The sequence below is a fragment of the Streptomyces sp. NPDC002055 genome, from assembly GCF_040296705.1.
Classification (GTDB): domain Bacteria; phylum Actinomycetota; class Actinomycetes; order Streptomycetales; family Streptomycetaceae; genus Streptomyces.
Map to the genome: position 1 here is coordinate 160,950 of NZ_JBEOXS010000004.1, position 22,062 is coordinate 183,011.

General features: G+C 71.5%; 6 protein-coding genes. 1 reads left to right on the forward strand and 5 read right to left on the reverse strand.

Translation table 11 applies throughout. From position 1 onward, the window contains the following. Position 1 precedes the first annotated feature (1 nt). Positions 2-1,345: a hypothetical protein gene (locus ABT112_RS03630; RefSeq protein ID WP_351505112.1), complete on the reverse strand. Its 1,344-nt coding sequence runs from the start codon at positions 1,343-1,345 to the stop codon at positions 2-4. Next, on the reverse strand, positions 1,342-13,647 hold the full coding sequence (locus tag ABT112_RS03635; RefSeq protein WP_351505114.1) for an amino acid adenylation domain-containing protein: 12,306 nt from the start codon (positions 13,645-13,647) through the stop codon (positions 1,342-1,344). The genes ABT112_RS03630 and ABT112_RS03635 overlap by 4 nt, the downstream gene beginning before the upstream one ends. 687 nt (positions 13,648-14,334) lie before the next feature. On the opposite strand from ABT112_RS03635, the gene ABT112_RS03640 reads away from it, so the two are divergent. Beyond that, a complete protein-coding gene (locus ABT112_RS03640; protein ID WP_351505116.1) occupies positions 14,335-15,804 on the forward strand; it encodes an MFS transporter in 1,470 nt (489 codons plus the stop codon). Positions 15,805-15,930: 126 nt separating this feature from the next. Here the strand turns inward: ABT112_RS03640 and ABT112_RS03645 are convergent, their stop codons facing one another. The 3 genes from ABT112_RS03645 to ABT112_RS03655 all read right to left on the reverse strand — a co-directional run bounded on the left by ABT112_RS03645 (position 15,931) and on the right by ABT112_RS03655 (position 21,961). Then, positions 15,931-17,121 (reverse strand): acetyl-CoA C-acetyltransferase, encoded by a 1,191-nt coding sequence (locus tag ABT112_RS03645; RefSeq protein ID WP_351505118.1) that lies wholly within the window; start codon positions 17,119-17,121, stop codon positions 15,931-15,933. A 548-nt stretch (positions 17,122-17,669) separates the two neighbouring features. After that, positions 17,670-21,572, reverse strand: a complete 3,903-nt coding sequence (locus ABT112_RS03650) for a caspase, EACC1-associated type (RefSeq protein ID WP_351505120.1) — start codon at positions 21,570-21,572, stop codon at positions 17,670-17,672. A gap of 5 nt (positions 21,573-21,577) precedes the next feature. After that, positions 21,578-21,961 carry an effector-associated constant component EACC1 gene (locus ABT112_RS03655; RefSeq protein ID WP_351505122.1) on the reverse strand — a complete coding sequence of 128 codons (384 nt, stop codon included), beginning with the start codon at positions 21,959-21,961 and terminating at the stop codon, positions 21,578-21,580. Positions 21,962-22,062 lie beyond the last annotated feature (101 nt).

The following is a 22,062-nucleotide window of genomic DNA, read 5'->3' on the forward strand; positions in this document are numbered from 1 at the left end:
CTCAGCTGCCGGGCTGCTCGCTCAGCGCCGCGAGGCACTGCCTGGCTCGCTCCGGCAGGACGTACTCCCCCTCCTTCACGATGCGGTCGTACAGGGCCTCGACCCGCTCGTAGTGGTCGTCGAGGTTCTGGTCCAGCAGGTGGTACTCGGACTTGTTGTAGATGCCGAACTGGAGGTCGGTCATCAGGCCGAACGGATCGATGTCCGCCGCGCTCCGGGTCCCGCCGAACACCAGGCGCAGGAACTCGTCGACGCTCTCGTAGCCGAGCGTGGCGAGGAGGAACTCGATCGACGCCCACTTGCGCCTGGTCTGGTGGGCGCGCTCGTCCGGATCGACGATGAAGTCCAGGCCGCTGGTCATCCCCTTCGGGTAGTGCACCTTGTTGAAGCAGCGCAGGTCGATGGTGAGGCGGTCCTTGGTGGTCCGGGGCAGGGTGCTGTCGGCGTGTGCCCGGTAGTTGTCGAAGACCAGCGCGTCGCCCACCCGGCTGTCGCAGTAGTAGCCGGGAGACGGCTTGTCGGCGTACGTCTTCGCCCAGTACATCGCCATGAGGAAGTCCCGCACCGAGGGCAGGTCGATCTCGGACAGCTTCCCTTCCAGGAAGAGGTGGAGCGCCTTGTCGACAGCGTCCTTCTCCTCGCCCTCCAGCCCGCACTCCAGCATCTTCTCGTAGACGAAATGGAGGTTCGGGGCCTCCAGCTCGGCCTCCTCGAAGATCACGAAGGGCTGCCGGCTCAGCGGCGTAGGGGTCAGCGCGGTGTGGAAGCTGCGGTACTCGGTGGGGAAGCCGAGTTGCTTCTTCACCAGCGACGGGATCTGAAGGGCGATCGAGCTGGCCGCGTGCGTGCCGTACGGCCGCTTCTCGGCCGGCACGATGAAGGCGTTCACCACCGCGGTCTCCACCTCGGGGAAGTGCTCCTGGACGATGTCCTGGTTCAGGTCGTAGAAGCGCTTCGCCGAGGGAACGAACAGCACGCAGTTCTCGAACATGGTGGAGACCGGGAAGTAACTGCCGATCGAGGCGGCGGCGAAGCTCTCCTGGATCACCGCCTGGCACCGCAGCTGGCGTGCCAGGTGGTCCGCCAGGTCGTCGTCCAGGTTCATCCGGACGACCTCGGTGGGGTGCGCCTCGGGGTGGAAGCAGCTCGGGTTCAGCGCCCGGTGCGGAGGCAGCCGGGACTCCATCTCCCCCTTGTCCACCTGGTACTTGTCCAGCAACGGGGACAACTGCTCGGCGTGCACCGCCGCCGTGGAGTGCAGGAAGGTGCCGGTCTTCTGGTAGGTGCCGGTGACCGTGGCTTCGTCGTCCACCGTCACGTCTGCCGCCTGGGTCGCGTCGCTCATGAGGTCGTGTTCTCCGCTCGGTCCGAAGTGCTGATGCGGTCCACATAGGTGCGGACGAAGTCCTCGTCCATGGGCGGGGACGGGTAGTCCTCCGCGCCGAAGACGTCGCCTCCCACGGGGAGCGCGGCGAACATGTCCGCCAGGCCCTCCGCCGTCAGGCCGTCCACCAGGGCGGCGATCCGGGCCAGGGGGCTTGCCGGATGCCCGGCGGCGAACGCCAGCGCCCGCCGGCGCCATTCGTCGAAGGGCACGATCTCCTCCCCGCCGCCGGCGGCACCGGCCATCTCGAAGAAGCGGTCGAAGGAGGGGGCCCCGGAGTTGACGAAGTCGTAGTCCCTGCCGATGCGCGCCAGGTCACTGGTCATCGCCTCGGCGATCGTCCGGCACAGGTAGTCGACCGGCAGCACCGCCGTGAGGTCTGCCGCCAGCGACGGGAAGCTCCCCATCTCGAGGCTGCCGGTGATCAGGTTGTGCAGGAAGTCACCGCGGTCGAGCCGGAAGTGCCCGGTGCGGGTCGAGGCGCCCACGAACGGCAGCCGGTACGTCGACGCCTTCGCGCCGCGCCAGCGGGCGGCGGCCACCATCTGCTCCGCCTGCCACTTGGAGGTCAGGTAGCCGTACTCCCGGTCGTCCTCGGTGACCTCGTACCCCAGGTACTTGGGCAGCGTGGCGAAGGTGGAGACGAAGTGGAACGCCTTGCCGCGGCCGCGCGAGGCCAGGCGCAGCGCCTCGTGCGTACCGACCACGTTGGGGCCGATGTAGTCCTCCAGCGGCCGCATCCAGTCCACCAGGGCACCGGAGTGGCAGATGGCGTCCACCTGGTCGGCCAGTTCGTCGAAGCCCTCCTCGTCCATGCCGAACAGCGGTTGGGCGAGGTCGCCCACCACCGGGTTCAGCAGCGGCGCGAACTCCTCCTTCCACAGGCCGTAGCCGTCGAGGGTGGCGACCAGGCGCTCCATGGCCCGGCGGGCGTCGTCCGCCCGCACCAGGCAGTAGGCGACCACCTCGGACGCGAGCAGCTCGTGCAGCAGGTAGGCGCCGACGAATCCGGTGGCGCCGGTGACGAAGACCGCCTCCGGGCGTACCGGCGCCGCGGTGGCGTTGCCGAAGCGGAGGTCGGGGTGCAGGCAGCCCTTCCGGGCCGTGGACACGTCCACGGCATCGGCCACCTCGGCCGCCTCGCCGGCCGCTGTGCCCGTGGCGGTCCCGGGCGCCGCGTCCAGCCCCGCCTCCAGCAGCTTCGCCAGCAGGAAGTCGCCCAGCGAGATGAGGTTGGGGTGATCGAAGGCGATCTTCGCGGGCAGGGCGAGTCCGGTCAGGTCCGCGAGCTGGTTGCGCATCAGCACCGCGGTCAGCGAGTCGATGCCGATGTCCTGGAGCGACACACCGACGTCCACGGCCTCCGGCGAGGCGAAGCCCAGGGTCTTCGCCACCTCCTCGCGGACCACGCCCAGCACCACGGCCGGGTACTCCTCCGGCGCGGCCTCGCCCAGCAGCTTGCGCAGGTCCGTTCCGCCGCCGGCCCGGGAGCGTCCGCCGGTGTTGCCGCTGAGCAGCGCGCGGAACAGCGGCGGTATGCCGCCGCGGTTCTCGAAGTAGTGCTGCACGCGGTTCAGGTCCAGCGCGGCGGCCATCGTCAGCGCGCGGCCGCTCCCGACGGCGAGCTCGAAGAGCTCCAGGCCCTCGTCCGGTGCCAGCCGGTCCAGGCCGAGCTGGGCGAAGCGGGCCCGGTCGAACTCGCTGAGCCCGGCGGCCATGCCGTCGCCCTCCCATGGGCCGAAGGCCACCGAGGTGGCCGGCAGGCCCTTGGCCCGGCGCAGGTGGGCGAGCGCGTCCAGGAAGGCGTTGGCGGCGGCGTAGTTGCCCTGGCCGGGTGCTCCCATGACGCTCGCGATGGAGGAGAACATCATGAAGAAGTCCAGCTCCATGTCCTGGGTCAGCTCGTGGAGATGCCACAGGCCGTCCACCTTGGGCAGGAAGACCGCGTCGAACCGCTCCGGCGTCAGGGCCGTCAGGGCGCCGTCGTCCAGCACACCTGCCGCGTGGACCACGCCGCGCAGCGGGCGCTTCTCACCGAACAGGGCCATCATCGCGGCGACGTCGTCGCGATCGGCCGTGTCGCAGGCCACCACGGTGGCCGTGGCGCCCAGCTCGGCGAGCTCGTCCACCAGGGACTGCGCGCCGGGGGTCTCCATCCCGCGGCGGGAGGCGAGCACCAGGTCGCGTACGCCGTGGGTACCGGCCAGCCACCTGGCCACGCGCCGGCCGAGGTCGCCGGCGCCACCCGAGACGAGCACCGCGCCGTCCGGCCGGACGAACTGCCGCTGTGTGGCCGGGACCAGCACCACCTTGCCCACGTGCCGCGCCTGGGCGATGAAGCGCAGGCCGTCGGAGGCGTGGGTCATGGGGAAGGCCCGCAGCGGCAGCGGCGCCAGCTTGCCCTGCGTGAACAGCTCGGCGATGGAGACCAGCATCCGCTGGATGAGGTCCGGCCCCGCCTCGGGCAGGTTGTAGACGGTGTACCTCACGCCCGGGTGGCTCTGGTCGATGGCGGCTTGCTCGCGCACATCGATCTTGCCCATCTCGAGGAACCGTCCGCCGCTGCCCAGCATGCCCAGGCCGGCGTCGATGAACTCGGTGGCCAGGGAGTTCAGCACCACGTCGAAGGTTCCGCCGGACTCGCCGCCGGGAGCGCTCTTGCCGAAGTGCTCCACGAAGCCCAGGTCGCGCGAGGAAGCGAGATGGGCATCGTCCAGACCGAGCTCCCGCAGCGCGGGCCACTTGGGCTCGCTGGCGGTGCCGTAGACCTCGGCGCCGTGGAGCCGCGCCAGTTGCACCGCCGCCATGCCCACGCCACCGGCCGCGGCGTGAATCAGCACCCGCTCGCCCGGTTGCAGGGCGCCCAGTTCGTGCAGGCCGTACCAGGCGGTGAGGAAGGTCATCGGGATGGTGGCGGCCTCCTCGAAGCCGAGGTGCTCCGGCATACGCACCACCTGGCGCGCGTCCGTGACGACCTCGGAGGCGAAGGAGCCGCGGGCCAGGCCCAGCACGGCGTCGCCCACCTTCACCTGGTCGACGCTGCCGCCGACCTCGGTGACCACGCCGGCGAACTCCAGGCCGAACGCGGGGATCTCCACCATGCCCAGGGCGTTGAGCACGTCGAGGAAGTTCACCCCGGCGGCCCTCACCTCGGCGCGGATCTCGCCGGGTGCGAGGGCCCGTTCCGGCAGGGACTCGACCGTGAGCGGCTCGTCCAGGCGGCCCTTGGCGGCGATCTCCAGTTGCCAGCGGCCATCGGCCGGGATCTCCAGATCCTGGGCCGAGCCCACCCGCAGCAGCTGCGGCACCAGCACCTCGCCGTGGCGCAGCGCGCACTCCGGTTCGGCCTCCAGCATCAACGCGGCGGGGAGGTCCTTGCGGTCCGCCTCCTCCTCGCCGAGGTCGATCAGGCGCAGGCTCAGTTCAGGGTGCTCGTTGCGGGCGGTCCGCATCAGGCCCCACAGCGGGGCGGCGCCCGGCCCGGAGACCCTGTCGTCGGCGCCGGTGCCAACCGCGTGGCGGGTGACCCAGACCAGCGGGGTGCGGAACTCCGTGCCGACCGCTTCCTGGAGCTGTTCCAGTGCCCCGGCGGCGAACGCGTGGGCCTGGGACGGCACCTCCGCGTCGGAGTCCCACAGGCAGACCAGGCCGTCCAGGTCCTCGGCGTCCTCCAGCGACCGGACCTTGATCACCTGGATACCGGCCCGAGCCAGGAGGGTCCTGACCTCCCGCGCCCACGGCACGTCCCCGGCCGGGGTCATCATGCCCCAGGAGCCGCCCAGTTCGACGTTCTCGGTGTCGACGTGGCGCCATGCGACGTCGAACTGGAAGCGGTCCACCCCGGTCGCGGCCAGGCGGCGCAGCACCGCCCGGTCCACCCGCCGTGCGTGGAGGCGGTGCAGCCGGCCGACATGGGCCCCGTCGCTGTCGTGGATGTCGAGCGAGGCCCAGAACTCGCCGTCACCCGGCTCGAAGTCGGCGACCCGGACCCAGATCTCCGCCAGGCCCTTCACCCGCAGCGACAGGCGCTCGGCCTCGAACGGTACGAAGAGGTCGTCGCCCGTCCGGTTCTGCAGCCGCTGGGTCAGCAGCAGCGAGTGCATGGCCGAGTCCAGCAGGGCCGGGTGCAGGACGTAGCCGCCTGCGGACTGCTCCGCGCTCTCCGGCAGCGCGACCCTGGCCCACACCTCCCCGCCCACGTGCCAAGCCTCCTTGATGCCCTGGAAGGTCGGCCCGTAGCCGTAGCCGAGGGCGTCCAGGTCACGGTAGAGGGCGGACACGTCCAGGGACTCGGCGCCCCGGGGCGGTACCGTCACCGCGGTGCCGGCACCGGTTGCGTCCGTGGGCGTGATCCGGCCCTCGGCGTGCAACTGCCAGGCGCCGTCCTCACCCTCGGGCGCGCTGTAGACCTGGACGGGACGGGTCTCACCGATCGCCGGACCCACGGTGACCTGCATCCGCACCGACACCCCGGAGCCGAGCACCAGCGGCGAGGCGATCACCACGTCCGACAGGTCCCACTCGCCCTGGTGGGCGGCGTCGCCCGCCGCCCGCATGGCCTCGAAGAACGCCGTGCCCGGCATCAGGACGGCGTCCATCACCCGGTGCTCCTGCACCCATACCGGCTGGTCCGCCGCCACCACGTTGGTGAACAGCGACAGCTCGGTGCCGGCGATCTCCGCACCGCCGCCGAGGAGCGCGTGGCCGGTGGGGTCGAGACCGGCGCCGACCTCGCGGGAGAGCGGCGGCTCGAACCAGAACCGCTCCCGCTGGAAGGCGTACGTCGGCAGGGCCACGCGGCCGCCGCCGAAGGGCGCGAAGTAGCCGTCCCAGTCGACCGGGACGCCCCGCACGTGCAGCTCGGTCAGGCCCCGCTGGATGACCGAGGCGCCGTTCCTGCCCGGGGTGCAGGACGGCACCCAGGACACCGGTCCCTCGTCGGCCAGGCAGGACGCCCCCAGGCCGGACAGCACGGGCCGCGGGCCGAGCTCCAGGAAGGTGTTCGCGCCCTCGCGGCGCAGGCTGCGCATGCCGTCGCTGAAGCGGACCGCGTGGCGCACCTGGCGGACCCAGTAGCCGGGCTGCTCCAGTTCGCCCGGCGCGGCGAGCTCGCCGGTGAGGCTGCTGACGAGGGGGATCACCGGCGGGCGGAAGCGTACGGTCTCCGCCACGGCCCGGAACCCGGCGAGCATGCCGTCCATGTGGTGCGAGTGGAAGGCGTGGGACACCGTCAGCCGCTTGGCCTTGCGACCCTGCTCCGCGAAGTGGGCGGCGATCGCCTCGACGGCGTCGGTGTCACCGGACAGCACGGTCTGCGTGGGCGTGTTGAGTCCGGCGACGTCCAGCTTGCCGTGCAGCCCGAGGGCGTCGATGGCGGCTTCCGCCTCCTCGCCGCCGGCTTCCAGCGACACCATGGCGCCGCGGGCGGGCAGATCCTGCATCAGCCGGCCGCGGGCGGCGACCAGCCGGCAGGCGTCGTCCAGGTCGAACATCCCCGCCACATGGGCGGCGGCGAGTTCGCCGATGCTGTGGCCGAGCAGCAGCTCCGGCCGCACACCCCAGCTCTCCCACAGCCGCCACAGCGCCACCTCCAGGGCGAACAGGGCGGGCTGGGTGAAGTCGGTGCGGTGCAGAAGGGCCGCGTCCTCGCTGCCTGAGCCGGCCCACATCACCTTCAGGAGAGGCCTCTCCAGCCCGGTGAAGCGGGCGGCGACCTCGTCCAGTGCCTCGCGGAAGACGGGGTGGACGTCGTAGACGTCCTTGCCCATGCCGGGAAGCTGGCTGCCCTGGCCGGTGAAGAGCAGGGCTGTCCGGGGTTCCTCGGTGTGGTTGCCGGTGCGCACCGACTCCGCGGGCAGTTCCCCGGTGCGGGCGAAGGAGGCCAGCTTGTCGAGGAGTTCGGCCTTGTCCCTGACGGAGAGCGCCAGCCGGCGGCGGAAGTGGCTGCGGGTGGTCGCCAGGGAGCGGGCCACATCACCCAGGCGGTCCTGGATGTTCATGCCCATGTGCAGGTGCAGATTCTCCACCTGCCGGCGCAGGGCGGCGTCGGTGTGGCCGGAAACCACGAACGGCACCGTGGGCGGCAGCGGCGCGGGCGCGCCCTCCTCGGCGTGCTGCGCGGCGGGCCGCGGCGGCTCCTCGACGATCGCGTGGGCGTTGGTGCCGCCGATGCCGAACGAGCTGACTCCCGCGCGGCGCGGCACGTCCTTCGCCGGCCACGGGCGCTGCTCCTGGACCAGCGCCATACCGGCGCCCTTCCAGTCCACGGCGGAGGTGGGCTCGGCGACGTGCAGGGTCTGCGGAAGCGTGTCGTGGCGCATGGCCAGCACGACCTTCATCACGCCGGCCAGACCGGCGGCGGCCTGGGTGTGGCCGAGGTTGGACTTGGCCGAACCGACCCACAGCGGTTCCCCGTCCGAGTGGCTGCCGCCGAAGACCTCCGAGAGCGCGGTGCCCTCGATGGGGTCGCCCAGCTTGGTGCCGGTGCCGTGCGCCTCCAGGTAGTCGATGTCGTCCGGCTGGAGCCCGGACGCGGCCAGGGCGGTGCGGATGACCCGCTGCTGGGCGGGGCCGCTGGGCGTGGTCAGGCTGGCGCTGTGGCCGTCGTGGTTGACGGCGGTGCCGCGCAGCACGGCCAGGATGGGGTCGCCGTCGCGCTGGGCGTCGGAAAGCCGCTTGAGGACGACCGCGGCGGAGCCCTCGCTCCAGCCGGTGCCGTCGGTGTCGGAGGAGAACGACCGGCAGCGGCCGTCCGCCGACATGCCGCGCAGGCGGCTGAACTCGACGTGTAGTTCGGGGGTGAGCATCAGGCTCGCACCGGCCGACACCGCGAGATCGCATTCGCCGTTGCGCAGCGCATTGCAGGCCAGGTGGGTGGTGACCAGGGAGGAGGAGCACGCCGTGTCCAGGGTGAGTGTCGGGCCCTCCAGACCGAACACGTACGACACCCGGCCGGACATGGTGCCGCCCGCGGAACCCGGGCCCACGTAGCCGTCCAGGTCGGTCAGCCCGCCGGCCATGGTGAGGCCGTATTCGTGGTACGCCGAGCTCTTGCCGACGCCGACGAACGCGCCGGTCTGGCTGCCGCGCAGCCGGTCCATGGTGTATCCGGCGCGTTCGAACGCCTCCCAGGTGGTCTCCAGCACCATGCGCTGCATGGGGTCGAGAGAGCGGGCCTCGCGCGGCGAGATGCCGAAGAAGGGGGCGTCGAAGAGGTCGATGGGGGTGACGAACCCGCCCCGGCTGCAGTACGAGGTGCCGGGCACCTCCGGGTCGGGGTTGTACAGGGCCTCGGCGTCCCAGCGGTCCTTCGGGACCTCGACGATCCCGTCTCCGCCGCGCTCCAGCAGCTCCCAGTACTCCTCCGGGGTGTTGGCGTCGCCGGGGAGGCGGCAGGCCATGCCGATGATGGCGATGGGCTCGTCGTGGACGGCGCGGCGGCGTTCGGGCACGGCCTCCCGGCCGGTCGTGGTGCCGCCGGCCAGGTAGGCGGCCAGGGTCTTGACGGTGAAGTGCTCGAAGAGCTTGGCCCCGAAGACGGGGCGTCCCAGCAGCTCCTCCAGCCGCGTCTGGACCCGGACGACCCGCAGCGAGTTGCCGCCGATCTCGAAGAAGTTCTGGTTGACGCCGATCCGGTCGTGGCCGAGCACGTCCGACCAGATGGCCATGATGTCCCGCTCCAGCTCGGTGGCGGGCTTGGCGGAGGCGTCGACCTCCACCACGGGGTCCGGCAGCGCGTTCTCGTCGATCTTGCCGTTCGGGGTCAGCGGGAGCTCGTCCAGCTCCACGATGAACGCCGGCACCATGTACTCCGGCAGCCGCTCGGCCAGCCAGGGGCGCAGCACGCGGTGCAGTGGGGTCCTGGGCGGTTCGCCGACCGCGGGCGTGTTGGCGTACCCGGTGAGGGCGTCGCGGGCCGGCGCCTCGGCGGGGTGCGGGCTGAGGTCGGGGGTCTGGCCGGGCCGCCAGAACAGGGCGTCGCACCGCCAGGTGCCGCCGGAGCGGCTGGGCAGCAGAGCCAGTTCCAGGCCCGCCTCATGGGCGAGGCCGGCGAGGTCGGCAGGGTCGATCCAGGACGTGGGCACCACCGGGGTGCTCGCGCCCGTGCTCTCCAGGGCTGCGGCGACCCGGCCGCACACCTCGCCCAGCCGCCCGTTGGGGATGCCGTTGAGGCGGAACGGGCGGTCGGCGACGGAACCCAGCTCGGCGCGGAGCGCGGCCAGGTCGAGGCCGTCGGCCTGCCAGTCCTTCTCCGCCGCCGGGGTGGTGGGTCGGGCGTCCTCGCCGATGTGCAGGGTGACGTCATAGCGGTAGCGCGTCATCTCGTTGACGCAGCGACCGTCGCGCAGGGTGATGTCGACGCGGGTGATCTGCGGGAACAGGCGCGGCAGGTTGGCGAAGTAGTCGCGGCTGAGCACCAGTTCGCGCTCGGCTCCCATCCCGCGCTCGGTGCGGCGGGCCAGTTCCTCGGCGGAGATCCGGCCGGCCTCCCCGTCGGCGCGGAAGTGCGCCACGTCGGCGTGGAAGACGTCCAGCAGCGACAGGTCGCGTATGTCACCGAGGAACACCCGTCCCCTGGTGACCGCTTTGGTCGCCCACTCCAGCACCGAGGTCAGGTAGTCGGCGCTGGGGAAGTACTGGGCCACCGAGTTGATGACCACAGTGTCGAAGGCGCCGTCGGCCACCTGGGGGAGTGCGTGGGCGGCGCGCTGCTCGCAGGTCACGTGCGGCAGGGAGGCCAGGTGCCGCCGGGTCATCTCGACGGCTGCGGCGGAAGCGTCCACGGCGTGGTAGGTGCGGCAGTGCGGTGCCAGGCCGAACAGCATCAGGCCGCTGCCGGAGCCGATCTCGAAGACGTTCTCCGGTGCGTGGGAGAGGATCCGCCGGACGGAACTCCGCTGCCAGTCGCGCATCTCTCCGTTGGAGAAGGGGAGGCCGTCGTAGCTGTTGCGCCAGCCCGCGAGGTTGAACGTGGCGTCGGCGGTGGCGGGATCGGTGCCGATATCGGAGGGAGCGGTGTCGGTACCGGCTTCGTAGGCGCGGTCCCATGCGGCGGCCCACTCGGCCAGGGCGGCGCTCTGGTCCGCAGGGGTACGGACCGGATCGCCGTCCGGAGCGTCGCGGACGCAGTAGGCGACCAGTTGCTCGTCCCGGCCGACCACCACGGCGCGGCGGACCGACTCATGGCGGCCGACGGCCGCCTCGACATCGGCCAACTCGATGCGGTGGCCGCGCAGTTTGACCTGGCGGTCGTTGCGTCCGAGCAGCTCCAGCCTGCCGGGTTCGGCGAAGCGGGCAAGGTCGCCGGTGCGGTAGAGGGTGCCGGGGTGGAAGGGGTTGTCCGCGAAGCGGAGCCGGGTCTGCCCGGGGTCGTTGCGGTATCCGCGGGCCACTCCGGCGCCGCCGATGCACAGTTCTCCGGGGAAGCCGAGCGGTACCGGCGACAGGTGCTCGTCGAGCACGTAGACCTGGGTACGGTCGATGGGGCTGCCGAGGAGGATGCCGTCCTCCTCGGCCCGGGCAGCCACCTCCCAGACCGTGGACCACACGGTGGTCTCGGTGGGGCCGTACATGTTCCACACCGAGCCCGGGGCACCGGCGGCGAGCAGCCGGTCCGCCAGGTCGCGGGGCAGCGCCTCACCGCCGCAGAGGATCTTCCTCAGGGTGGGGGTGCCCTGCCAGCCTCCGTCCAGCAGCAGCTGCCAGGTGGCGGGGGTGCCCTGCATCACCGTGATCGCATGCCGCTCCATCAGCCCGCTCAGGGCCCTGGCGTCCAGGGTTTCCCGGGCCTGGGCGATGACCGTGGTCGCGCCGCAGAGCAGTGGCAGGAACAGTTCCAGCACGGAGATGTCGAAGGACACGGTGGTGACCGCCAGCAACCGGTCGGTGGCGGCGCACCCCGGTCGTTCGCGCATGGCGGCCAGGAAGTTGCTCAGTGCCCCGTGGGTGATCTCGACTCCCTTGGGGCGGCCGGTCGAGCCCGAGGTGTAGATGACGTAGGCAAGGTCGTCGGCGCCCACCTCGACCTCGGGGTCCCCGTCAGCGCTCAGCTCGGCTCCCAGGTGGACGCTCACGCAGCGGGTGTCCCACACGGCGAGGCCGGCGGGCACGGCGGCGGGGGTGACGATGAGCTTGGGATCGGCGTCGTCGATCATCTGGCGGATGCGTTCCGCAGGGAATCCGGGGTCGACGGGCACATAGGCCGCGCCCGTCTTCATGACCGCCAGCAGGGCCACGACCAGGTCGATCGAGCGGTCCAGGGCCACGCCGACCAGGTCGCCACGCCCCACGCCCCGGTCGGTCAGCGCGTGGGCGAGCCGATTGGCGCGGCCGTTGAGCGCGGCGTAGGTCAGGCCGGTGTCCGCGCAGACCAGAGCGGTGTCCTCGGCATGGTCGCGCGCGGCCTGCTCGAAGAGCCGGTGCAGGCCCTGCTCGGGGAGGTCCGCGCCGGCGTCGGCCGTGTCGTTGAACTCCTCGATGAGGAGTACGCGTTCGTCGGCGGTGAGGAGGTCGGCGGCGGCCGGAAGCTGCTGCGTGGCGGCGGGGAGACGGCGGCACCAGGCGGTGAACTGGCCGGCCAGCCGGGCGACGTACCGGGCCGGCAGGCGCGTGGCGTCGTAGTGGAAGGTGACGAGCGCACCGTCCTCGGCGCCGTCCTGCTGGATGTGGAGTTCCAGTTTCGGACGGTGGTCGCCCTGGCCGCCGGAGTCCTGGCCGCCGGAGCCCTGGTCGGCGGCGTAGCGGGTGCCCCAGGAGATCAGCACGTCCGGTGTCAGTGCGCCGCTGTTCCAGCGTTCACGGAGCGCTTCGTCCCGGCCGACGGCGTCGCGGCGGAGCCATCCCCGCTCCTGACCGAGGGTGAACTCCTGCCGCACCGACCGCAGGTTCTCCGAGATCGTCGCGTCGGCGTCGACACGGCACAGCAGGGGCAGCCAGGTGGCGAACAGGTCCCGGTGCGCGGCGTCGACGCCCTCGCGGGGGGCCGCCATCGCGAGGTGGACCTCCCGCCGGCCGCTCGCCCGGCTCAGGAAGATGCCCAGCGCACCGGCCAGGTGGGCGGCGGCCTGCGTAGACGTTTCCATGCCGCTGCCGCTGCCGCTGCCGCTGCCGCCGTCGCCGTCGTCCTGGAGCGGGACGTGGCAGCGCACGAGGACGGGATCCGCCTGCCGTCCGCTCTCGGCGCTCTCGGCCCGGGTCCCCGAGCGGGGCTGAGGGTAGGGAAGGCGGTACGGGTGGTCGCCGGCCCCGATCAGGCGCTCACGCCAGCGGTCGGCGGCCTTGGATGCTCTGACGCCCGCCTCGGTCAGGCGCGCGCTCGCGTCCTCGCCGGGGACGTCCAGGATCGCGCCGGGCCGGATCCCGTGGGCCGCCGCGACGGCGCCGGCGGGCCGTTCTTCGCCCTCCAGGGTGCACATCCGGGTCAGGGTGACGCTTCCGGCGCCCGTGGCCACCCGCAGGCCCGACGCGTCGTCGCAGGAGAGGACCGTACCGGGCGCGGCGGCGGCGTCATCCGCGGCGGCACCGGCGGCGGCCTGGGCGCGGGCTTCCCGGACGGCGTAGAAGGTCCCGTCGAGGTTGACCTTGGGCCACACCAACGGGCTCGCGAACGGGCCGTAGTCGGTGGCCCGGACCAGGGCGGCGATGCGCTCGGCCGGAAGGATCCAGTCGATCAGTCCCTCGGCGGCGAGCTGGGTGTGCCGCGAGAAGTAGCGGCGCGTCGCGGCGTTCTGGGGCGTCGCGGTCTCGCGGCCCTCAGCGATGTCGTCGATCAGTGCGGCCAGACTGGCGACGGCCGCCTCGTCGCACTTCAGGCCCAGCGAGAGCGCGGTGTCCTCCGGCCCGATCGCCACCGGTACCCGCCCCAGCACCTCACCGCCGTCGACCACCTCGGCCATGCGGTGCCAGGTGATGCCGTACTCCCGTGCCCCGTCCGCGATGGCCCAGGACGGCGAGTGCAGGCCCGAGTACTCGGGGAGCGGGCCGTAGTGGTAGTTGACGGCGGCCCGCGTCGCGCGGGCCAGCAGTGCTTCGGGCACCACCGCGTAGTTGCCGACGCTCAGCAGGAGGTCGCAGGATAACGCCGGTGCGAGCGCCACGGCCTCGGCGAGTGCGTGGTGCGGAATGCCGGCCTTGACCGCCCAGGACCGGGCGGTGGCGTCACCGGTCACCACGGCCGCGATGCGGTGCCCTTTCGCCACAAGTACGTCGCCGCAGCGAGCGAGTACGCTCCCACTGCCGATCAGGACGGAACTCAAAGAAGTCAAAGCCGTGTCTCCCCGTGATCACCCGCAGCGCGTCCGGTGAGCGCCGCCCGTCCCGGGGCAGGGCAACGGCACCAAAGGCAGCCCAGTGAGGGCTACAGGTGCTGGATCCAGGCGCGTGCACAAGGCTGATCCCCCGTGCGTCCGTGCCGATTCCCCGGTGATCGAGCGGCGTACGCCTCACGAGCCGTCGTCCGAGTGGCTGGGCCGTGAGTCGTCCGCGCTGTTCAGGATTGCAAGTACGCCAATTGCTGAACTGCCGAAGTGCTGTCGTGCAGAAACGCAGTCGTGCAGAAACGCAGTCGTACAAGAACGCTGTCGTACACAAACGCTGTCAAGCAGACGTGCGGAAGTACCGTGCTGCTGAGGTGTGTTGTGCGGCTCACGAGCTGGTGTCCCGGAACTCGTGCGACGGGGCGGTAGCGGGCCCCTCCGTTGCGCCGGTTCCTCCCCCGGGCGCCCCCCCGACTCATCATTGGCCTGCCGTGAGAGCCACCGCAAGGTATGACGGCAAAGATCTTCGAGCGAATCGCGAGTGACGGTCATCACACGCGTTGATCACGCGATTCGCCCCGCCGCCGACGGGGGCCGGTCACACTTGCTCCGGCCGCATTGCTTCAACCGACCTTCCCGCGCACCGCGTTGGACGGTGGGCGAGTTCGACGACGCACACGAACTGAGGGGATCGGCATGCCCGACGAGTCGGCTGACGGCACACGCGCAACGCAGGACATCAAGCCGGCCCACGTCCTGGCGCTGTGCAGCGGCGCGAGCTTCATGGCCTTCCTCGACCTCTCGATCGTCAGCATCGCGTTTCCGGACATCATGGGCGACTTCCCGGGTACGTCGCTCAACACCATGACGTGGGTCCTCAGCGGCTACACGATCTTGCTGGCGGCCGTGCTCACGCCCGCCGGAAGGATCGCCGACAGCGTCGGCCGGCGCACCGTCTTCCTCTGGTCCCTGGCCGCCTTCACCGCCGCCTCGCTCGTCTGCGCCGTGGCGCCGACCATCTGGTGGCTCATCGCGGCACGGTTCGTCCAGGGCGCGGCGGCCGGTGGCATGATCCCTGCCGCGCTCGGCCTGATCCTCGCCACGGCACCACGGGAGCGCATCGCCAGAGCGGTCGGCACCTGGTCCGCGGTGGCGGGCTTCTCCGCCGTCATCGGACCGGCCGCGGGCGGGCTGCTGCTGCGCGCCTTCGGCTGGCGCTCGGTGTTCTACGTCAACCTCCCGCTGTGCGGCGCGATGCTGGTCGCCGCTGTGGTGATGCTGCCGAGGCAGCGGTTGCGAGGCACCGGGGACAGGTTGCCGGACGCGGTGGGCAGTATCGCGCTCGCCCTCGGCATCGGCGGGGTGGTGAGCGCACTCACCTTGGGGGACACCTGGGGCTGGGGAGATGTCCGCACCATCGGACTGGGGCTGGCCGGGCTGGCGTTCGTCGCCGTGACCGTGCTGCGCTCGAGAACGCACCCGGCGCCGGCCCTGGAGATGACGGTGTGGCGCAGCCCCGTCTTCCGGACTGCCAACCTCGGCCTCGGCATGCTCAACATGACGATGTTCGCGTGGATGCTGGCCGCCCCGCTGTTCGCTGCCGACATCTGGCACTGGTCGGTCCTGCAGACGGCCGGTGCTCTGAGCATCGGGGCCGTCTCCTCGATGGCCGGCTCACTGGCCGCCGGACGGCTCACCCGACCGGCGACCCAGGTGAAGGTGACGGTCCTGGGCGCGCTGTCCTTCACAGCCAGCAACGCCATCTGGGCGTCCGGCCTCTTCGGCCCCACGCCCAACTTCCTGGGCGGCTGGCTGCCGGCCGCGATCCTCGGCGGCTGCGGCCTCGGCCTCGCCATCACCTGCCTGTCGTCGCTGGCGGCCGGGACCGTGCCCCCGCAGAAGTTCGCGGGCGGCCTCGGTATGACCCTGACGGTGCGCCAGGTCGGCGGTGCGGTCGGCGTCGCCGGATTCGCCTCGATCATGGCGTCGGGCCCGGCCCCCGGCGGTATCCCGTCGTTCCACCACGTCTATGTCGCCGCAATGGCCGTCAACATCCTGTGCGCGGCCTTGGTGTGCACGATGCTCATCACGCTGCGGCCGGCATCCGCGCCGGCGGCTGCGATCGCAGCGCAGGCGCCTCAGGACCGGATCACGCCCACCCAGTGACCCCGGTACTCCAGGGGCACGCCGGGTTGCGGGTTGTGGACGGTCCCCTGGGCGCGGCCACCATCTGCCGCACCCAGGGGACCGTGTGTTCCGCCGACTCCCCGGCCGCGCTGCTCCGACCAGCCGTCAGGCGGACGGCACGCGGATCAGCAGGGCGTCGCCCTGCCCGCCGCCGCCGCACAGCGCTGCCGCGCCGAGACCGCCGCCGCGGCGGCGCAGCTCATAGGCCAGGTGGACGATGAGCCGGGCGCCGGAGGCGCCGATCGGGTGGCCGAGCGCGATGGCTCCGCCGTCGACGTTGACGATGTCCGGGCTGATGCCCAGTTGCTCGGTGGAGACGATGCCGACGGCGGAGAACGCCTCGTTGATCTCCACCAGGTCCAGGTCGGACGGCTCCAGCTTGGCCTTGGCCAGTGCCGCCCTGATCGCGTTGGACGGCTGCTCGTGCAGGCTTCCGTCCGGCCCGGCCACCACACCGTGGGCGCCGATCTCGGCGATCCAGGGCAGGCCCAGCTCCTCGGCCTTGGCCTTGCTCGCCACTACCACGGCCGCGGCGCCGTCGGAGATCTGCGACGCCGTCGCCGCCGTGATCGTGCCGTCGGCGCTGTACACGGGACGCAGCTTCGCCAGGACCTCCGCCGTGGTGTCGGGACGCACGCCCTCGTCGGTGTCACACACCACTGGGTCGCCCTTGCGCTGCGGGACCGTCACCGGCGCCATCTCCTCGGCGAACCGCCCGGCCGCCGCCGCGGCGGCGGCACGCTGGTGCGAGGCCGCGGCGAACGCGTCCTGCTTCTCCCGGGTCAGCCCGGCGTAGCGGCTGTTGTACTTCTCGGTCGAGACGCCCATGCCGATCTGGTCGAAGGGGCAGAACAAGCCGTCGTGGACCATGTGGTCGATCAGCGGTACGTCACCGGACTTGAAGCCCCCACGCGACTTGGGAAGCACGTGCGGAGCCTGCGTCATGGACTCCTGGCCGCCCGCCACGACCAGGTCGAACTCACCGGCCCTGATCAGCTGGTCGGCCAGCGCGATCGCGTCGACCCCGGAGAGACACACTTTGTTGACGGTCAGCGCCGGGACGCTCATCGGGATGCCGGCGGCCACCGCGGCCTGACGGGCCGGGATCTGGCCGGCGCCTGCGGTGAGCACCTGCCCCATGATCGTGTACTCCACTTGCTCGGGCGCCACCCCCGCCCTCTCCAGAGCCGCCTTGATCGCGATCGCCCCGAGCTGGGCTCCGGAGAAGTCTTTCAGAGCCCCGAGCAGGCGACCGGTGGGGGTACGGGCCCCAGCCAGGATGACGGATCCGGACACGACGTCCTCCGTGGGTAGCAGTGGTAGACCACAACACGGTCACATTACCCACGAGTTGGGCCAGGGAGATGCGCTCTCCGGCGGTGTGAGCGACGGCATAGCCGATCGGAGGCGTCCCAGCACCGCACCGGAACGGCACGTCGCCCGGCTACGGCGGCGGCTCCCTGCAGCATGCATGGGCTGGTCGATCAATGCTCACGTCAGGGTCGTGGTCGCGATGCAACGCGCGGTTCCTGACGCACGCGTTCTTCGAGCCGCCGACCATGACGCACGTTTGACGCACGGCGCGGCGTGCGTCACGGCCAGATGGCATCTGACCTGCATGTTTTTGGGCAGTGCCAGGGCTCCACCCGTTCCCTATGACGCACCATGTGGAGTGCGCGGCGATTCTGGAGCCGGTCGCACAGGGCTCCTGAGCTGCGGTTTAACCTCTGGCGGCGATGACTACGCGAGACGCCGTTTCATGGGGGAGCCGCACATGACTGACGTTGCGCGGAGCCTGCCCGGCGGCTGAATGGGCCGCCGGGCCTGGCCGTCCTGTCCGGCGCTCAGTCGAACAGCGGTGCCAGTGCGGCCTCGCCTGCCAGGATCCGCCAGGCGGGCACTCGCAGCGTCCGGCTCACGGGGCAGGGCTTGGCCCCGTGGCCTCCGGAGGGCAGTCCGGTGAGCAGGTCGCCTCGGGCGTGGGTCAGCCGAAGGTGCCGTGCGGGGTCGTGACCGGGGCGCGGGCCGGGGTCGATCAGTACTGCCGTGTTCTGCCCGGTGTCGGTGAACAGCAGGTCCACCGGGTGGCCGCCCACCATCACGGCCCGCTGCAGATCGGTGATGCCCCGTTCGGCCAAGTACCGTTGCAGGCGGTCGGCGAGGTCCTCGCGAGCCTCGGTCACCGGGCCGGGCATGCCGGCCTCAGCCGTCGATCCGTCGTCGCCTGCTCCCAGCTGCACTGAGCGCGCGGCGAGGAGGGCGGGCAGGCCGCTCTGGTCCTGCCAGAAGGCACGGCCGCCCACTGTGATCAGCTGCGACTTGGCCCGGGTGACCGCCACGTTCCACAGGTTGACCTGGCTCGTGACCCAGTGTGTCGTCCGGGGCGCTGTGTTGTCCGCTGCCACCGGGCTGAGCACCATCACGTCGCGCTGTCCGCCCTGGAAGGTGTGGACGGTGCCGACCCGGATGCGTTTGTCGTCTCGCCACATCCGCGCCAGCGTCTCCTTCTGCGCCCGGAACGGGGTGACCACTCCCACCGTCGCTTCCGGCGGAAGTCCTGCCAGCAGTCTGTCGACCACACGCCGGACGGCCTCTGCCTCTTCGTTGTTCCGCCAGGATTGCCCGTCGCCGCCGCGCGCCGATTGCCCGGACGGTACGTCGACCCAGCCGAGCACTGGTGCCGGGTCGGCTGCTCCCACTGGGTCGTGCGCCGGTACCTGTCGCCGCACGTCGGTCAGCACGCGCAAGCGGCCGCCGTAGCAGTGGCCGTTGACGACGTCCGCGATCCGCGGCTGGCAGCGGTAGTGCTCGTCGAGGAGCAGCGCGCTGTCGCCGTGTTGTTCGGCCGCGTGGTACGAGGAGTGCACGTGGTAGGTGAGGCGGTGGTGCTCCAGTTGTGCGGCACTCAGTCCGGCCCGTGTCCGTGCCTGACGTTCCTGTTGCGGTGACACGTCAGGGATGTGCCCGAGCTGCATGGGGTCACCGATGATCAGCGCTCGGCGGGCCCGGAACAGCAGCGGCAGCACCGACGGGATGGAGCACTGGCTGGCCTCGTCGATGACCACGAGATCGAACAGCTTCGGGGTCAGTTCCAGCTGCCGTACTGAGTGGGTGCTGATGGCCCACCCCTTGATGTGCATCATCAGGTTCTTCTGGCTGCGCTGGTAGCCGGAGCGGCGGCGGAGTGCCTGGAGCCGTTGGTTCATGAGTCCGGTGGCCCGGTCCAGGATCTCGACGGACAGCGCGCGGGAGAGCTCCGCCGACAGGCCGGACAGCGCTTCCGCCGCAGCGAGCCGGGATTGCTTGAGCCCTTCCTCGTCCCATTCCCCGTGCCGGTGGACGAGTTCCCGCACCTCCCGCTCCACGGACACGATCCCGGCCAGGGACTCCAGCAGTTCAGGCGCCGCGGGTCGTCCCGTCGCCCACTCCGGCCATGCAGGTCCGGGGCCCTCGGGGCGCTCTGCCCCCGCCGCGACCAGAGCGGCGAGTACGCGCCCGCGCCGCCATGACCCGAGCTGCCACCAACGGGCCCCGGCTGCCTTCCGTGCCCTCTCCACCCACCGGCCCATCGGAGCCACGCCGTCCGTGTCCGTCGTCCAGGCCCCTTCGAGGAGGGACAGAGGCAGCTCCAGGGCGTCGGCCCGATCCTCCCTGTCGCGGAGCAGTTCCAGCAGCCGTCCTTCCTCACCGACGCGGTGTGCCGCCTGAGCCCGCAGCCGGTCGGCCGTCCCGCGGGTGTTGCGTAGCTCGCCGCCCACGGTGGCCGATCCGCGCTGCGGAGCCCGAACCGGTTCGGCAAGCAGCCGTTCCAGTTTGGTCGCCTCCCGCTCCAGCGCCTCCGCGTTGCCCGTTCGCATCAGCAGCCCGGGCGCGATGTCGTCGCAGCGCTGTGCGACGACATCCACGGCCTCGTTGTTCGTGGAGGCGACCAGCACCGACTCCCCCGCGGCGACGCAGGTGGTGACGACCGCTGTGACGACCTCGCTCTTGCCCGTGCCGGGCGGTCCGGTCGCCACCGTCAGCGGCTGGGTCATTGCCGAGGAGATCACCTGCTCCTGGCTCTCGTTGCACGGCCCCGGAGCGATGGGGGTCACCGGGTTCGCTGCGGCCGGAGCCGTGGCCGACGCCTGCCGGGCCCCGCCGTTCAGCAGCGCATCCAGGGCGGTACCCGTGATCTGCGCGGTCCGCGTGGAGATCTGGAGTAGGTTGTCCACCAGTGCCTGGGTGGCCACGGCCTCCGCACCCGAGGGCACCAGCAGCACGGCCGCGTTGTGCGCGCCGGGCCGCAACGCCTGCATCACCGTGCGGTCGCTCAGCGCGGACGGGTCCAGCGGTTCGAGTTCCGGCAGCCCAAGCTCCTCCAGTAACTCCCTCACGGCGCGGAGCATCTGGGCGTCGTTGCCCTCCTGCCACGCCGGCTGCCAGCGCGCGACCAGATCGGCGGCGTCGCCCGCGTCCAGGAGTTCCGAGATGAGACCGCTGTGCAGGGACGGTACGCCGCTGGGCCGGAGCACGTCCCGGCCGTCCTTGTCCGGCGCCAGCTCCATCTGCTGGATGAGCAGCGGTGCCAGTTTCACCGTCGCGCGCTTTCCCCGGCCGCCGTCCCGCGCGGGCAGCGTGACCGCCGGGTAGCCGTACCAGTACTCCTGCCGCCTCCCCGCCTCGCTGTCCGAGCCGGTCCGTCCGTCCTGGGGCCGGGACAGAGATCCGGGCGCGACGATGTGCGGTCCGCGGCCCGACTGGATGGTCTCCTCGCCCTGAGCCAGCAGGAAGTACTTCTTGTTACGGCCACTGTCCCGTTCGGGCCGCATTCCGGCCGCCGCCTGTGCGGTGAGGCAGTCCGCGTAGTACCGCAGGAGCCGCTGCCGGTCGATGCCGTCCCGTTCGTCCGCCTCGGCCAGCTCCCGGGCCTTCAGCAGCGCGGGGGAGCGCCGGCCGGTTCCGGCGGCGTCGTGAGGGAGCGAGGGAAGCCGTACCGGTCGTGCCACCGACCGGGCGAAGGGAAGGCTCCGGGTAGCCCTGATGGTGGACTTGGTGGGCCGCTGTTCCTCCGGTACGCCGTCGCGCGTCATCTGGGCGGTCAGGTAGTCGAAGAGGTCGTCCGGGGTGATCCAGCCGCCCTCCTTGATCCTGCCGTTGCGCAGCCCTTCGACGATCTCCCCGGTGAACCGGGAAGTGCCGAGGCTCGACCCGGGCGGCGCCATCGCGGAGGCCGCCTGGAGAGCGTCGGAGGCCGTGATGAAGTACACGCCGGTCGGCCGAAGCAGAGTGCTCGCCGCGGTGCGGTCCTGTTCCCCCGACGGGCCCTTGGCGGTCCAGCCTTGGACGACGGACCCGCTGGAGCAGCAGTCCAGCAGGACCAGTTTGGAGGCGGCCCGACAGGACTGGAGCATCCGCTCCAGGCACTCCGCCGGCACGGCCGTGCCCGGCAGGTCGGCGGGGTCGGTGTCCCGGGTCAGGAAGTACAACTGGCCGTCCTGCTCGCAGTACTCTCCGTGCCCGCTGAAGTAGAGCAGCGCGGTCTCGCTGGGCTGCCGTGCTTCCAGGAACGCCTCGATGGCGTGCAGCATCTCCGCGCGCGTCGGCTCGGGGGCCACCTCGCACTCGTTGTACATGCCGATCTCAAGGTTCTCCAGGACGGCCCGCATGTAGTGCAGATCGGCTCGCACGGCCGGGAGGTCGGCGTATGTCTCGCTGTTGTACGTGGAGACGCCGACGAGTAACGCGTGCCGGTCGTTGTCGGTCATGTCGCTCAGCTCGCCGCCGTGTTGTCGTCGCCGTCGTCCGCGAGGAACCGCTCGACCAGCGTGTCGTTCTCGCGGGCCTCCTTGCCGGTGATGTGCAGGGTCGCGCCGTCGGGCCGCTTGACCACGATGGTGCGCTGCGGGATCCGCGCGAGCCACACCTGCACCAGCGCTGCGACGAACGACCCCGCGCTCAGCAACAGCCCGACGGTCTCGACGGACGGGCCGCCTTTGTCGCCGATCCCCGCCGGGCTGCCCGGCTCGGGAAGATCCAGCCTGACCGTGGGGTCCACCTCGCCAAGCGCGGAAAGCAGTTCGCGTGCCTCCTTGCGGGCGCGCAGCGGGTCCTCGTCGACGACGGAGATCAGGTATCCGGTGTGATTGTCGGGCATGGCGGTCTGGTTGCTCCCTGGATTGATCGGCTCCCTGCAGGGCAATCGAGACTAGTGCCCAGCGCTGACACCTGATGCCCACGGAGGTTGTCCGTCCCGGT